This is a genomic window from Paraburkholderia terricola, assembly GCF_003330825.1.
Classification (GTDB): Bacteria; Pseudomonadota; Gammaproteobacteria; order Burkholderiales; family Burkholderiaceae; genus Paraburkholderia; species Paraburkholderia terricola.
The window spans coordinates 1,585,054-1,599,454 of record NZ_CP024941.1 but is presented as its reverse complement, the minus strand read 5'-3'; the positions used below and the strand labels follow the sequence as shown (position 1 = coordinate 1,599,454).

The 14,401-nt window shown below is 60.5% G+C and carries 9 protein-coding genes and 4 pseudogenes; 7 read left to right on the top strand and 6 right to left on the bottom strand.

The window, feature by feature from the left end:
• Positions 1–404 precede the first annotated feature (404 nt).
• A pseudogene (locus CUJ90_RS33810) lies at positions 405–542 on the top strand (DUF932 domain-containing protein); the annotation flags it as partial.
• Here CUJ90_RS33810 and CUJ90_RS07175 read toward each other — a convergent pair.
• Positions 539–1,288: pseudogene (locus CUJ90_RS07175) on the bottom strand (IS110 family RNA-guided transposase); the annotation flags it as partial. The pseudogenes CUJ90_RS33810 and CUJ90_RS07175 overlap by 4 nt on opposite strands.
• Before the next feature lie 129 nt (positions 1,289–1,417).
• On the opposite strand from CUJ90_RS07175, the pseudogene CUJ90_RS07170 reads away from it, so the two are divergent.
• Together CUJ90_RS07170 and CUJ90_RS07165 are read left to right on the top strand one after the other, a co-directional pair.
• Positions 1,418–2,047 (top strand): annotated as a pseudogene (locus CUJ90_RS07170) (DUF932 domain-containing protein); the annotation flags it as partial.
• 124 nt (positions 2,048–2,171) lie between these two features.
• Entirely contained in the window at positions 2,172–4,394 is a 2,223-nt protein-coding gene (locus CUJ90_RS07165; protein WP_114162303.1) for a ParB/RepB/Spo0J family partition protein, read from the top strand.
• Here the strand turns inward: CUJ90_RS07165 and CUJ90_RS07160 are convergent.
• The 4 genes from CUJ90_RS07160 to CUJ90_RS07145 form a co-directional block, all read right to left on the bottom strand.
• Entirely contained in the window at positions 4,389–5,159 is a 771-nt protein-coding gene (locus CUJ90_RS07160; protein WP_114162302.1) for a hypothetical protein, read from the bottom strand. The genes CUJ90_RS07165 and CUJ90_RS07160 overlap by 6 nt on opposite strands.
• Entirely contained in the window at positions 5,152–5,844 is a 693-nt protein-coding gene (locus tag CUJ90_RS07155) for a nucleotide-binding protein (RefSeq protein WP_114162301.1), read from the bottom strand. Before CUJ90_RS07155 ends, CUJ90_RS07160 begins: the two co-directional genes overlap by 8 nt.
• A 10-nt stretch (positions 5,845–5,854) precedes the next feature.
• On the bottom strand, positions 5,855–6,316 hold the full coding sequence (locus CUJ90_RS07150; RefSeq protein WP_114163476.1) for a hypothetical protein: 462 nt from the start codon (positions 6,314–6,316) through the stop codon (positions 5,855–5,857).
• Between the two features lie 70 nt (positions 6,317–6,386).
• A protein-coding gene (locus CUJ90_RS07145; RefSeq protein WP_114163475.1) for an IS3 family transposase occupies positions 6,387–7,591 on the bottom strand; the annotation gives its coding sequence in 2 pieces (ribosomal slippage) (positions 6,387–7,267 and positions 7,267–7,591; 1,206 coding nt in all).
• Between the two features lie 2,181 nt (positions 7,592–9,772).
• Here CUJ90_RS07145 and CUJ90_RS07135 point away from each other — a divergent pair.
• From CUJ90_RS07135 to CUJ90_RS07120, 4 genes are all read left to right on the top strand, one after another.
• The gene (locus tag CUJ90_RS07135; protein WP_114162299.1) at positions 9,773–10,069 is read left to right on the top strand and encodes a hypothetical protein; all 297 of its coding nucleotides are present in this window, start codon (positions 9,773–9,775) and stop codon (positions 10,067–10,069) included.
• A gap of 43 nt (positions 10,070–10,112) precedes the next feature.
• Positions 10,113–10,979, top strand: coding sequence for a DUF2092 domain-containing protein (locus CUJ90_RS07130; RefSeq protein WP_208645242.1), 867 nt, complete (start codon positions 10,113–10,115; stop codon positions 10,977–10,979).
• Between the two features lie 11 nt (positions 10,980–10,990).
• Positions 10,991–11,779, top strand: coding sequence for a hypothetical protein (locus CUJ90_RS07125; protein ID WP_114163473.1), 789 nt, complete (start codon positions 10,991–10,993; stop codon positions 11,777–11,779).
• 186 nt (positions 11,780–11,965) lie between these two features.
• A complete protein-coding gene (locus tag CUJ90_RS07120) occupies positions 11,966–12,304 on the top strand; it encodes an HdeA/HdeB family chaperone (protein WP_161553685.1) in 339 nt (112 codons plus the stop codon).
• A gap of 1,518 nt (positions 12,305–13,822) precedes the next feature.
• Here CUJ90_RS07120 and CUJ90_RS33175 read toward each other — a convergent pair.
• Positions 13,823–13,977: pseudogene (locus tag CUJ90_RS33175) on the bottom strand (IS6 family transposase); the annotation flags it as partial.
• Positions 13,978–14,401 lie beyond the last annotated feature (424 nt).

Here is a 14,401-nt window from a genome sequence, read left to right as displayed (position 1 = left end):
TTCGGGGTCGGGCAAAAACCCGATGAATCACTCTCAAGAGTTGGAGCCTCCACAAAATCCGGGGCGGTTCAACCCCGCTCATCTTCCAGCCTTCCAGTTGTGCCCCTACCCGGCCAACCCGAGGTACGGCATGCACCTGGCTCCCAGGTTCCCGCCCTTGACCCGCGACCGTAGCCGATAGCGGGCAGGCGTCAAGGGGCGAGGGACCGTGTTGCCCGCACCCCTCCCTCGCCTTTCTCCTTGACACCTGCCCGCTATCGGCTCCTCCAGTCGCACGGGCGGGAACCCGGGAACCTGGCGGCAGCAAAGCCAACCCCGAGTTCCACCGGGAGGTGTGCAGCCGCGATGGCAAATCACATCCCTTCGCCCGGTTCAGGTCCTCAACCTTGACTGTGGAGATTGCCATGCAACTCGCTTCCTCTTTTCGTTACTGCTCCCCGATGCTGCGTGCCAACTCGCCCTTGTCGGACGATCAGATTCGCCGCGTTGCCCCGTCCATCTTCGCAGACGGCAAGCACGAAAGCCGCTCCGAGCGCTACACCAGCCCAGCCCAAGCGGCAAATTCACGGCCCGACTTGAAGGCCTTCGGATCGCCCATCATTGCAACTGCTGCCGTTGCCGTCAGCAGACCGACGCCCGGGATTTCGAAGATCGCTTTCACCGCTCGATCTTCTTTCTTCCATTCGCGCAATCGCCTTTCGATCGTCGAGATTTCTTCGCCCATCTTTTCGATTCGCGACCATTGATCGCGCAGGCTATCGATCAACACTTTTGGCAAACGTTCTTCGATACGGGCGATTGTGTCGGGGATCGCCTTGGCCATCGCCACCCGCCCTGCGCCCATCACTTCCCCAAACTCGGCCAGCATTCCGCGCAGGCAATTGATTTGCATCGTGCGGAACTTCACCAACTGCTCGCGTTGGCGGTGCATCATCAAAACTGCCTGTTGCATCTCCGTTTTCACAGCAACAGCTTTGCTCGGCTGCTGCACCGCCAACCAGATCGCCCGAGCATCCGCCGCATCATTTTTGTTTCGGATATTGAAGGCTTTAACAAATTTGGCTGGCATCAATTTGACTGCGTGTCCCATGGCCGTCAACTGTCTCGCCCAATGATGCGAGCTGCCGCAGGCCTCCATGCCGATCATGCACCTCGATCTATTCGCAAAATACTCGAGAAACTGCGATCGCTTAATCGCCTTGTTTACGATTTCCCCGGTATCCGGGTCTATGTAGTGCACCTGAAACACGTTCTTCGCAATATCGATACCCACAGGCGTAACATTCATTTGTGGATCCTCCGGTTGCCGGGAAATGCTTGCATTTTCCACCTGGGCACATTGATGCCGTTAGCCCGTGAGGATCCACCTTACGCCACAGCTCCCCCATTCGCGGGTGGGACGCGTTCATTTCATTGCCAGACGCGCGTGCGGCACGACGACCGTCGCGAGTACACGAAACACATGCTTCGGCTTCGTCACGCCGACCAGATCACCGGCGAAGAAGCGAACGAAATCGTGCTGCTGAACTCGCACGATGGCACAAGCAGTTACCAGATGCTCGCGGGCATGCTGCGCTTCGTCTGCCAGAACGGCATGGTGGCAGGCGACAACGTCGCTGACATCCGCGTCCCGCACAAGGGCAACATCGTCCAGAACGTGATCAACGGAGCATTCTACGTGCTCGACGGTTTCGACCTGATACGCGAGCAGAAGGAACGCATGCGCGCTGTCACGCTCGACCGCGACGAACAGCACGCGTTCGCCCGCTCCGCACTCGCGCTGCGCTACGACGCGACCGACGCAGAGGCACCGGCCCCGGTTACCGACAGCCAGCTGCTCGCCCCGCGCCGCTTCGAGGATCGCCGCGACGACCTCTGGACCGTCTTTAACCGGGTGCAGGAAAACCTCACCAAAGGCGGCCTGCACGGACGCTCGCGCACGGGTCGCTCGATGTCCACCCGTCCCATCATCGGCATCGACCAGAACGTGAAGCTCAATCGCGCCCTCTGGATGCTCGCGGACGCAATGCGCCAGATGAAGGCGTAGGCGCGATAGATTCAGGAAAGCGGCTCCTTCCGATAATCCATCAGGATTCCTATCCGGGTCGAGTCCTGCCGGAATCCGATAGTTCCTGGCCCGGAACTTTCTTTTCAACTTTCTGGAGTCAGTCATGCATACCCAATCCGAAACCACGACGGTAGACAGCGTCGAACCGGCCACCATGCTCGAAACCCACTTCGGCAACGAGCAGCCCATCGTGATCGTGCCGTATTCCACCCTGCGGCCTTCGCCACTCAATGCGCGCACGAAACCCCTGTCGGGCATTCCCGGCCTCGCCGCCAATATCCGGGCCAAGGGTCTGCTGCAAAACCTCGTCGTCCACGAGATAAAGGGATCGCGCCGCAGGCAGCGCAAATATGGCGTGTGCGCAGGTCAGCGCCGCGAGGCCGCCCTCGATCTCCTGTTCGAACAGAAAGACATCGCCGCCGACTACCCGGTCCCTGTACGGATCGTCAGTGAAGGCGAAGCCCTCGCCATCTCCCTGATCGAAAATACCGAACGCGAAGGGCTCGATCCGTTCGACGTGCTGCGCGCATACCGGATGCTGGCCGAGGAAGGGCGAAGCGTCGATTACATCGCCGCGCTCTTTTCCGCCTCGCCGCTCACGGTCAAACGGCGCATGAAGCTCGCCAACGTATCCCCAAAACTGTTGACCCTGCTGCGGGAGGACGCGATCACGCTCGACCAGCTTGCCGCACTCGCCCTTGCGGACAACCACGAAACGCAGGAACACATTTGGTTCGATGCAAATGAGTGGCAGCGCCAGCCAAACTATCTGCGACAGGCCATCACGCGGGCCGAAATCGACGCGAGCCGCAGCCGCCTTGTGCGCTTTATCGGCCTCGACACCTACGAAGCAGCGGGTGGGTATGTACGCCGTGACCTCTTCAGCGACGACGGGAATGCGGGCTACATTGCCGATGCCGAACTGTTGCAGCGTCTCGTCGCGCAAAAGCTCGACGTAACAGCAGAAGAAGTACGCGCCGAGGGTTGGGGCTGGACAGAGACCCGCGTCGACCGTGATGTGCTGGAGCTTAACCGCTACGGCAAGCTGCGCCCCGTCCAGCGCCCCTTTACAGACGACGAGCAGCGCGAGATGGACGCACTCACGGCGCAGCAGGACGACCTGGCCGGGAAGCTGGAAGCACTCTCCGAGGACGATGAAAATGCCTATGAGGAAGCTGATCGCCTTGATGCCGAAATCGGACAGGTCAACACCGCGATCGTCGCACTCGAAAACCGCGCCCTTGTGTGGGATACACAGCAGATGGCCGAGGCGGGTGCGTTCGTGATCATCGATCCGCAAGGAAAACTGCTCATCGAGCGCGGTCTCGTGCGGCGCGAGAACAGTGCGGCGCTGGACGCGGCGGGTGCGACCGTCACCGGCACGCCGCAGGCAGAAGCTGAGGACCGTGCAGATGGTCTTGTACCCAAGGCAAAGCCGGTCCACAGCGCGAAGCTCTGCCAACGACTCACCGCGCACCGCACCGTCGCCATCCACGCCGAAATGGTCGCACAGCCCTCCGTCGCGCTCGCCGCCCTGTTGCGGCATCTCGTTCCACAGGCGCTGCCCGAGCACTACGGCTACACGTCCATGCCTGACTATCTGGCGCTATCCGGTGACAACAATCACGACAGCCTGCTGCGCGCGGCGGACGACCTGCCCACCAGCGCCGCATGGAACACGATTGAGGCACAACGCGCCCGATGGGCCGCCGAGTTGCCCGCGAAACGCGCCGACCTGCTGCCGTGGCTCGCGAAGCAGGATCCGGGAACGACGCTGCTCGATCTGCTCGCCTTCTGCACCGGCACCCTGATCGACGGCATCGTGGGCGAGGAAATGCCGCAGGCGATCAGCGCGCTCGCGGGTGCGCTTAATCTGGATATGACCCGGTACTGGATGCCAACGCGCGTCACGTATTTCGATCATGTCAGCAAGGCGCGTATCGGGGAAGTCGTGTCTGCCGCCGTGTCACCAAAGGTTGCCGCCGACCTAGGAAAGATGAAGAAGGCCGATGCCGCTGCCGCCGCTGAATTGCGGCTGGCCAAGGTCGCATGGCTGCCGGAAATCCTCACCGATACGGAAATCCCGGTCACACCGTCATGGGAAGCCGACGACGAGGACGGGAACGCCGGGGAGGACGAACACGGCCCGGACACCGGCAATGATCCCGACGATGCGCGGGAGGACGACGACGGTGCCGCCGAGCCCGGGAGCGATCACAGTGGCATCAACAACACGGCTCGCGATGTGGCCGGGTCTCCTGCCCCAGCCGGCATGCAGCCGCCGTGGCCCTTCCCGACCGCTGCCGGCCTCGCGCACGCTTCATGATGCCCTCGAGTTCATGAAAGGCGACACCGACGACGCGTGACCCGTGCGGGCAGACGGCAAACCGTCTGCCCGCACCAGATGACTTCCGGCGTAACGCCCCGCCAGACCACCCGCTGCCGCCGCGAGCAGAATCACGATCAGCGCTCCGACCATCAGTGCGCGGAACGCCTTCGCTGTCCGTCGCGCTGCCATCTGGTCGATCTTCGCGACGCGCGCCGCCGCCTCGCTCATCTCCCGTTCAAACAGAGCTACCGCTGCGTCGAGCTGCTGCCGGTGCTCGCGCGCCGCAACGGCTACCGCGCCCACAACCCGGTTTCCCGCGACGCGCGCGATCCGGTCAGCAGCGCGCCCCGCCTGCGCAACCAACGCCTGTTCATTCAGTGCCGCGAGCGTCGCGCGATACCTCGCCTCGTGTTCAACGGCCATGCGTTCCGCGAGCTCGATGGTCGCCTTACAGCGCGCAAGAGCGTCGCGGTGCTGCGCCATCAGAGCGTCCGTCGCCTCACGCGCATCCTCCCGCACCGCGTCCAGATTGCCCTTGCCTGCCTGCCGGATGCGCTCCGGCATCGCCTCGTAAAGCCGCGCATAGTATTCGAGCACAGCCAGCACCGACCACAGCGCATCGTTGTCACGCAGGTTCAGGGCCATCGACACACGACGCATGCGCAGCAGGCTCGCGTCGTCCGGCTTCTCCCCGGCCACGTCGTAAAAGAGCCGGGCGAGCGGATCGACAGGGCGTCCGCGCCGCGCCCGCCGCTCAGGCATTGCCCGTCACCCCGGCGAACATCGCGTCATAGAGCGCCCGCCAGCGCAGCAGTTCCGCGCGTTGCCCGATGGGCAGCGACTCCGCCGCCTTGCGCACCGACAGACGCTGACTGCGCAGATCGTCCGCCACGCGATCCGCAAGTTCGGGAAAGTCGAGTGACTTGCCTCTCGCCTCGACACTCTTGCGGATTTTCGAGTCCTGATACAGCACAAACCTGTCCGGCGTACCGTAGTGACCATTGCGCACGACATGTGTCATCGCATCCGGGAAGGTTTCACCGAACTGGCGCAACAGTTCCAGACTATCGCGCTGCCGGTTGATTACCCAGAACACGACGAGCCGCCTGCCTAGCTCGCCCAGCGTGCTGGACAGCGTCGCGCCGTAGCGCGCGACACCTTCCTGGTTACGCGCCGCCGTGCTGACCACCACGACCGCGTCGCGATGCTCGTCGCAGTAGTTCACGAAATTAATCCAGCCGTCCGCCTCGTCCAGATCGAACGCGGCGCAATCAATCTCGCCCTGCACGGCTTTCATCACGTCAGGATTCGACGTGTCGTTCTCAACCAGCACGGGTTTGACGCCACGCCGTTGCAGATGATCGACCAGCGCGAGCGCGACAAGGCTCTTGCCAACGCCGCCCTTGCCACCGCCCACAAGATAGATGGGATTGACTGCCGTATCCATCGCGACTCCTCTACAGATCGTCGGTGTCGGGCCGGATCGCGAATCCGAGTGCGCCCTGCACCGGCCCGGATTGCGGTCTGGCCTCCGTCTTCCCCCCATCCTTGCGAACATGCTTCGTCTGAGACGTAGCATCCTGCACACGCGTTTGCACGGTAGACACCTTCTCGGCACCAGTCGCACGTGCGCCCGGTGTGGGTCGTACAACATTGCGTGCACCACTGCCTTTTCCGGTCGAGCGCAGTGCGTAGCGAATCGTCCCGGCCGTGATATCAAGACCCTGCTGTCGAGCCTGCTCCGCGATCTGTTCCAGCGTATAGCCCTTCGCCTGCGCAGTCTGCACGCGCACACGCATGTCCTTCATCGCATCGCGCACCGTCACGCCACGTTCCGTATCCGGCTTCTCCGGCAGTGCATCGAGTGCGCAGGCAAACGCCTCCCATTGCGACTTCGTATAGACCTTCGCGACAGGCATCGTTACCCTCCTGAACATCCGCTGCGCATCGCCTGGACTTGCCCCCGCATGACCGGACATGCGGTCACGCTTAGGTTGGTGAATTTGCTCGCTGGCGAAACTCGCGTGGCGAGCAGTATTTCAGGGCGCTGTGCGGATGCGACTCGTTGTAGTGGTCAAACGCGATGGCCAGGTTCTGCAACGCGGTTCTCGCGTCCGGCTTGGGCATCCACGAGACGTAGTCTCTCTTCATCGTTTTGACGAAGCTCTCGGCCATGCCGTTGCTCTGCGGACTTCTGACCGGCGTCGTGATGGGTTTCAGGCCCACTTTTTTCGAGAACGTCAGCGTGTCCTCGGCAATGTAGCAGGAACCGTTGTCGCTGAGCCATTCGATTTCGTTGTCGGCTTTCAGCGCACCATCGAAACGGTTTTCTACAGCCTGAAGCATCACATCACGCACCATGTCTCCGGTGTAGCCTCCAGTGGTCGCAGCCCAGCTCATGGCCTCCCGGTCGCAGCAGTCGAGTGCAAAGATGACGCGCAGCGGCGAGCCGTCATCACAACGGAATTCGAAGCCGTCCGAGCACCAGCGCGCATTGCTCCGGTCCACCGCGACCCTGCCGTCGTGTCGGCGCGTTGACTGGGTATGGCGCGGGCGGCGTTCGAGCAGCAGACCGTGGGTATGCATAACCCGATAAACCCGTTTTGCATTAACGCGAGGCTGTCCCTGTGCGTCCCGGTTTCGCCGTAGCAGGGCCCAGGCGCGCCGGTAGCCGTAAGTTGGCAAATCAGCGACCAACTCCTGGAGCTCCGCGACGAGCGGCATGTCGTCACGGGCGGGCGTCTTACGCCTGTCGACCCATTCAGCGTCGCGCTTTGATTTCACCGCGAGATTCGAGCGCGACACACCCAGGACTTCGCAGACCGTCTTCATCGGTCGTCCCCCGGCAGCAATGGTGAGCGCGCAATCAATTTTTTTGCCCGGCCGTACTCCACTGCTTCGCGGAGGATTTCCACTTCCATCGTCTTCTTGCCCAGCAGTCGCTGGAGTTCACGAATCTGCTTCATCGCTTCGGCCAGGTCGGACGCCGGCACCACCTGCTCGCCAGCACTGACTGCTGACAGGCTTCCGTCCTGATAGAGCTTGCGCCAGGCGAACACCTGGTTTGCATTCACCTGATGACGACGGGCAACTCCGGAAACGCTCGCTCCGGGTTCGAAGGTCTCGCGCACTATCGCGAGCTTCTCCTCGACAGAGCGCCGGCGGCGCTGTTCGGGCTGGGTCAGAATTTCAATCGGTTCCACGTTGGAGCTGGGCTTAAACATAGGCGTAAGACTACCTCAAAGTTTAAGCGTTACCTCGTGTCCGGTTTTCGCGGGGGCCGGCCCATCGCCGTGACACTATCGTGCGCACGTCCTGCGCACGCGTCAACACGGTTTCTGCGCACGACTTGCCCGCGCAGGAACAGGCTGGAAGTGAAAGGAAAGTGGGAGAACAACACACTTTTTTGCGCATGTTGCGCACACGCGACACGCGTTCTCCAATGCATCAAGGCGCGCCGGGTTAGCGCTTGCCCTTGGCGCCGGGGGCCATCGCCTTAACGCAGGATTCTGGTTTCGGTCGCCGCTGGTGTACGCGTGCTGATTCCAGTCCTCGACCCCGGAATCGCTCACAGTGCTCCACACTGAACCACGAGATCGACGCTCACACGACAGTGCATCGTCTGAATCTCAACGCACGCAAGTCTTTGTCTGCTCTGCGCAAAACGGTGACAGCCTGGGCACTCGATTTGACTTTTTATACGGCCCACGAAACGCATCGCTTAGCGCATTTACTCTATGAGCCATCCGCACTTTTCGTGCACACCAAAGGCGCCCCAGTACGCACATTCGGCACGTCGAATTCGCCACTGGTCAGCAGTTCATAGCACTGTGGTTACGCATCTTTTAACGCATAGTTCTGCGCAATACGTTCACTCTGTCGACAACCCCACATCGCATCGTCATCGCAAAGACAACGCGCGGTGTTTACTCTGGGCCAAAAAAAATGCACGGAAAACAAGGGATGGCAGGATAGGCTACCGCCGGTTTTGGGCGCCATGCGACGCACTCGTAGTATGCAAACCTGACCCACGGATGAATTGCCGCAAAGAAACGCAGCGGACGAGCATCAATCCGCTGTGGCATCGCTTGCGTTGCGGTCGGACCGTTCGCGATCGGAACGCAGGGTTCCGTGCTCCGGACCGATCTTCTATTCATTGCAACGACCTGTGGCGCCGCCGTGCGCTACGGCGCGCACGGCATGACGCGCATCGGTATCCGAAAACTCTATTGGCCGAAGCCGGAGCGAGGATCTCGTTTCAGGCGCGTTCTCAGATGCCCGCTTGACACAGCAATGAAACCATCAAGATATGAAGAGTTATCTTGATGGCGCGGGGAAAAGGACCGGCCGCGCTAATTCAGTGGCCTTCAACAAATGTAGGGCTGGCGAATGGCTGCTGCGGGAAAGCATCACGGGGTCTTGTCGAGCCATAGCGGTCCTTCAGCTTAATGCTCACGAACGGCCGAAGCTCGGCCGTTTTCCGACGTTCCGCTCTCTAGCGGTGGAGGCCATTCTGCAGATTTCGGTTCTGAAATGAAGGCGGCACAATTTAAACGAAATCTCCTTGGAAATTGCCAAAGGCTGCAAGCTCGAGCGGCTCCCATGCGAAGGCCTCTCCGACCGTGATGCGTTTTCCGTTCAAGAACGACGAAACAATCCATACACCTCGCGCACGCATTCATCGGCAAGCTTTGTGATCGAGTCCGAGTCGTAAAACAGGCGTACGTTCCAATTGACCCGGTCGCGGGAAAAATCCGTTTTGTGCAGGGCGGGCAGGTGTGCGAAAACAACTGGTGATGGCCAACCTTCACATGTGCAAACAGCGGGCCGCTCATTTTGTGACATAAAGCAGCCGGCTAAGCCCACTGCAAGTCGTCAAACGTGTCCGCATGCTGCTCCGCGTAACCAAACCGAACGTACTTCCAGAGATAGTGCTGCAAGCCTTCCACTATGGTCGGTTGCGCTACTTCCGTAAAGTCTGAAAGCCGCAGATGGGCATCTGATATCGCATGTGACGCGCTGCCACGGTGTTGTCGCCCACCTGAGTGGCAATCTACCTTCGGGCACTCACCAATCGAATGCCTGGCAAACCGGTCGCTCGGCGCGAGGAATTTTGTCATGGAGCTCAATACGTGCAGTTGAATCTGCATGCGTCCGCCGATGTGCGCGTCAGGGTCCATCGCCCACTAGTTGGACCAAGGTCCAATATCGGCATCCCTATTAGTGTCGTACGCTATCTCATGTGCGAATGCGGTTGATCGAGGGTTCCCAGATGAGGCACGCGAACAGAATCAAGGACCCGGCTATCCCTTCGGAAGCGATGATCCTAGAATCTTTCCGAGTGCCGCATTTTTTGACGAAATGAGGGCAAGCTCATGATAAAGCGTCTCTTGTGGCCTGCGATGGTACCGGCGTTGCTGTTCGCGAATGTCGCCACCGCTCAATACCCAATGATGGACATGGCCGCCGACAAGCTCGTTCAAAAGTACCAGCAATCGTCCTGTGAGCAACTGTGGCAGGAAAAAGCCCAGAAGCAGGGTCGACCCAAGGCCGAACGGGAGCAGGAGGCCATGCAGATGCTGCGCGACGATCCGCAGATGCGTGCCGCGTTCATCAATAGGGTGGCCGCGCCGATTGCCAACAAGATGTTTGAGTGCGGCATGATTCCATGATGTCGTCGGGCGCCGTTAAAACGGGTTACTCACCGAGGCCGCGATGACCTGCGAGAAATTGAAGTGGGGCGTAACCGTCGTCGTGCTGAGCATGTTCCTCGCCGCAAGCGGCAACGCCCAGCAAACACAGCACACGCCGAAAGCAGCCGCCAGGCCGGCGGCGAAGGTTGCCGCGCCGGCGTTCCAGCCCGGACTCGAGCCGCGCGCGATCGACATCCTAAAGGCGGCGAGCGCCCGCCTTGCCGCCGCCAGGTCGATGTCGTTCACGTCGGTCGTCTCCCATGAGAGTCCGAGCCGCCTCGGTCCACCGCTTGTCTATTCCACGAGGTCTGAGGTAGCAGTCCGGCGGCCGGACAAGCTCAAAGTCATCACCCTGGGCGACGGGCCACCGTCAGAGTTCTATTACGACGGCAAAACCATGACGGCATTCGCGCCGTCGGAGAATCTGGTCGCCATCGCCGACGCGCCCCCGACCATCGACGCCACGTTACAGGTGGCCTTCGACTCCGGCGCAATCTATTTCCCGTTTACCGATGTGATCGTCGCGGATCCCTATAAGGACATTGCCGACGGACTGAAGATCGCTTTTTACATCGGTCAATCGAGCGTGGTCGGCGGCACGACAACGGACATGGTGGCGTATGTCACCGGGGATGTGTTCATACAGGTCTGGATCGGCGCGCAGGACAAGCTCCCGCGCCGCATTTACGCCATTTACCTCAACGATCGCGCCCAACTGCGCCATGTACTAGAACTCTCCGACTGGCAACTGGATTCCGCCATTGCGGAGGACGCCTTCGTTCCGGCAAAAGGAGCCGGCGCGGCCCGCATTGCGTTTGCGCGTCCGGACGCGAGCGATGCGCCCGGAATGAAGCCACCGCCGAAGAGCAAGCACACCGGGACGCAATGAGGAGACGCATCATGAAGAACGTCGTCATCCGTCTGGTGGGTCTTCTTGTCCCGGCGCTCGCAGCTGGCGGAGCCGGCGCATGGTCACATGCCAACTATTACGGAGGCAGCACGTCACATTCTGCCGGTTCGGGGTCGACAACCCGCAGCAACGCGTGGGGTGGCAGCGAAACGCACACCTACGGCCAGGGCACGACCGCGACCGGCCGCTACGGCGACACCGCAACGCACCAGCAGGGATCGGGGCAGACGACCTTTGCCAATCGATATGGCGGCAGCGCGACTCACACCTATGGCCAGGGTACCTCCGCCACCAACGCGTACGGCGGTTCGGCGTACCATGCCGCCGGCTCAGGTTATACGAGCTACACGAGCGCCTCGGGTGCGACCGCCTACCACAGTCCCTATTACGGCGCCAGGTACCCCGCGTACCATCCTCCGGTAACGGTGAACAACTACGGATCCGGGTGCTACAACTGCGGCGGCTGGTCCACCGCGGGGGCAGCCGCAGCCGGCGTAGCAGTCGGTGTGGCGGCGGGCGCCGCCATAGCCTCGGCCAACACGAACGCAGCGGCATCGAATGCTTACAACGCGGGCTATGTCGCTGGGGCAACGACAGCGCCGCCTGCAACCGCCCCTGTCGGTACCTCGTTTGCGACGGGCTCAATCTACGCGGTGCTGCCCGCCGGCTGCATCTCGCCTCACGTGCAGGGCGGCACGTACTACCTGTGCGGCAATACGTGGTTCCAGCCCGCCTACGGTGCGAACGGCATTTACTACCGCGTGGTACCTGCACCCTGAAGGGCACTTGGCGCAGACTCGATGCACTCGCATAGCGCGATGTTCGGAGACAAACGGGATGTATCACAAGGTGGTGTCCGGTCCAGGACTGTGTGCTTTACCGGTGTACGCCATCGAAGGCGCCTGTCTACCCACCGGCCTGCAGCAACTGGAATCGATTTTTACTGTGTGCTAGAGGAGAGACGAATGAACACGAGCAAAGCAGCAGTCTGTCTCATTGGCGTAATCCTTTCGGCGGCCTGCCTTGCCGATGCCAACAAGGAAATGAAGCCAGCCAAAATGAAATGCGAGGACTTCATCGCCATGGATGATGTGTACAAGCCACAGATGGTGTACTGGATGGACGGCTACAACAACAAAGGCAAGCTGCAATCCGAGGATGTCGTCGTGGTCGGTCAGGAAGAAACCGTTGCCGCTCTGATTGAGGAATGCCAGAAGACGCCGAAGCAGTCCTTTGCCAAAAAGGTCAAAGCTTTCTTTGCGCACGCCAGAGCGCCGATCAGCAAAACCTATGCGCACGACTGATGTTGCGAGCGTACCGCGATGCGGGCGTTGCCGACGCAGTCGGCCCGCCCGTCGCGACCGACGAGCCATAGGTAGTGATCCTTGTCATCCGGTCTTCGTCGTTGACATGGCCACCTGACCGCGAGCAAGGGAAGCTTTGGGTAACAGGCGTCTAGCGCCGGACCGTCAGCGTTTCCAGATCCGGATTTATCAAACAGACACAGGACCAAAGACCAGTCGCGGTTCAACGCTGGATCCCGTTATCACTGGACTGCCCCTCGCCCACGCGGTGATCGTCGGTAGTGGCCGGACAGAGCGGACATTCACGCGCGGCTAGCAAGCGTCTCTAGTTGGCCGCTTGATGACTATCGCGAAACGCAAGGTCCATCATCGGTCGCCGAAGTTGACGGACCGATCCCTGCAGGCTCCATCGCCACCCGCCGTTGCCACGTGAACACGGGAAATCAATGCGAAAGTTGTAGTTAGGAGCGCCGCATGTTTTGAACGGATAAAACGCCCGCCCTACTATGGCTTTCCAGGTCACCGGTTGCCGCGAGAACGGCTTACTATGGAAAATGCCGGGTCTACCGTCGTGGCATGACTCAAGCAAAACGGTCTCCGGGATTTCCGGGGCGGTTCGCGTCATCTGACATCGTCGGAGTCACCATGAAGGGCGTACGGTTTTGGAAGTTTTCGAACTGTGTACTGTTGTTTGCAACCCTCTTGTATTCAGGCGTGGTGTGCTCGCAGAGTCAATATTTAACCAGATCAGTCTCGAACGGACAGTTCGTCTGGAGCGTGACGAATGGAGTCGTCCTGCTTTGCAGCGGTGCGACCTGCGCGTCACCTCAACAGCCGGCGCCGATCGTGCCCGTCGACGCCGAACTGATTATGTTGCCGAATGGTGGGCTGTGGATCCTGACAAAAGACGCAACATATCAGTCCTTTTGCAGCATTTGGCCAACCTGCGGCGCGCCTAAGACGCGACTGACGCAGACTTCCAAGGAAGTGCATTATCGATACACCACGACAGAAAATAATAGGCTTTCAGCTGCCAACCCTGTGTCGGGCCAAGTGAGCTGGTGCTCGGATGCACCGGACTGCGTTCCCTGAACCGCACGGACCGACCCGATCTGCATCGACCCCTGCCCTGATTCGCGTTGAAGCGCGCGGGGACTGGCTGGATCACCACCAACTCGTCGCCGGCAGAATCGTGCGAGGCGCGGTCCTTTCGAGGAAATCCCGCAATTGGACAGCGCGCGTCACACCGCTGCATTCGTCAATCCCGATGGTGCGGTGTTCAAGGGGAAGAAGCTCCAGGAAAACTACTACCCGTCAACGAGAAATATCGTGATGCTTGCTACCTGGCGCTCTCCCAACCCGTGGCTGGATTGATGTGAAGGGTCTCGTTGACAGCCGGCAAGCGTTGTTTAACGGCGTCGATTGTCAACGACCTGAACAACAATGGTCAACGTCCGATAAAGTGACGCGCGCAGCAGATGTCGCTTAGCGCGAAATGCAGCAGGATATGGGGCAGCACTGGATCGTCTCATACGTCATGATCACGCCGCGCTCGAAAAGCAGTTCCTCGATGTCGCGGAAGGTCAACTCGAAGCGGAAAACTATCGAACAGCACAGTTGATGGCACCAGCCGGGAAACGGTTATCGCGATAGACCGAGTTCGATTTCTTCATCACGCCATCTCACGTCACCGGCTCGACAACCTGACAATGCCAGCGTGACGACTTGTTAGCGAGCATCGCAGATCGTTTGGAGTGCATCGCGGAAGACTTTTGTATTAGCAACTATGGACGCCCGCAGCGCGTCTGCTGGAACTTCGGATGCGCCTAACTGCTAACCGCCAGCGTCCGTCTGCGAACACACGACACGGAGGGTCTGAACGAATCGTGGAACGTACTGGCGCGGCCGCTGCCCAGATGAATCACCTCATGCTTGCCGCGACCCGCGACGATATGAGACCAGTATGGGCTGCCGCCGCCCCATCCGTATCGACCGGCCGAATAACGCGCATCGCCTTCTGGGGCAGCGATCGTGTGCTTTCGCGATATTGCTGTATCGCCTTCGTTTGCATAGACGACAAGCGCTTTCAGCTCTCCG

What these genes read in the sequence shown, in the direction of transcription:
- CUJ90_RS07165 (WP_114162303.1), top strand. Translation starts at nt 2,172, where the DNA reads ATGCATACCCAATCCGAAACCACGACGGTAGACAGCGTCGAACCGGCC.
- CUJ90_RS07160 (WP_114162302.1), bottom strand. Translation starts at nt 5,159, where the DNA reads ATGCCTGAGCGGCGGGCGCGGCGCGGACGCCCTGTCGATCCGCTCGCC.
- CUJ90_RS07155 (WP_114162301.1), bottom strand. Translation starts at nt 5,844, where the DNA reads ATGGATACGGCAGTCAATCCCATCTATCTTGTGGGCGGTGGCAAGGGC.
- CUJ90_RS07150 (WP_114163476.1), bottom strand. Translation starts at nt 6,316, where the DNA reads ATGCCTGTCGCGAAGGTCTATACGAAGTCGCAATGGGAGGCGTTTGCC.
- CUJ90_RS07135 (WP_114162299.1), top strand. Translation starts at nt 9,773, where the DNA reads ATGATAAAGCGTCTCTTGTGGCCTGCGATGGTACCGGCGTTGCTGTTC.
- CUJ90_RS07130 (WP_208645242.1), top strand. Translation starts at nt 10,113, where the DNA reads ATGACCTGCGAGAAATTGAAGTGGGGCGTAACCGTCGTCGTGCTGAGC.
- CUJ90_RS07125 (WP_114163473.1), top strand. Translation starts at nt 10,991, where the DNA reads ATGAAGAACGTCGTCATCCGTCTGGTGGGTCTTCTTGTCCCGGCGCTC.
- CUJ90_RS07120 (WP_161553685.1), top strand. Translation starts at nt 11,966, where the DNA reads ATGAACACGAGCAAAGCAGCAGTCTGTCTCATTGGCGTAATCCTTTCG.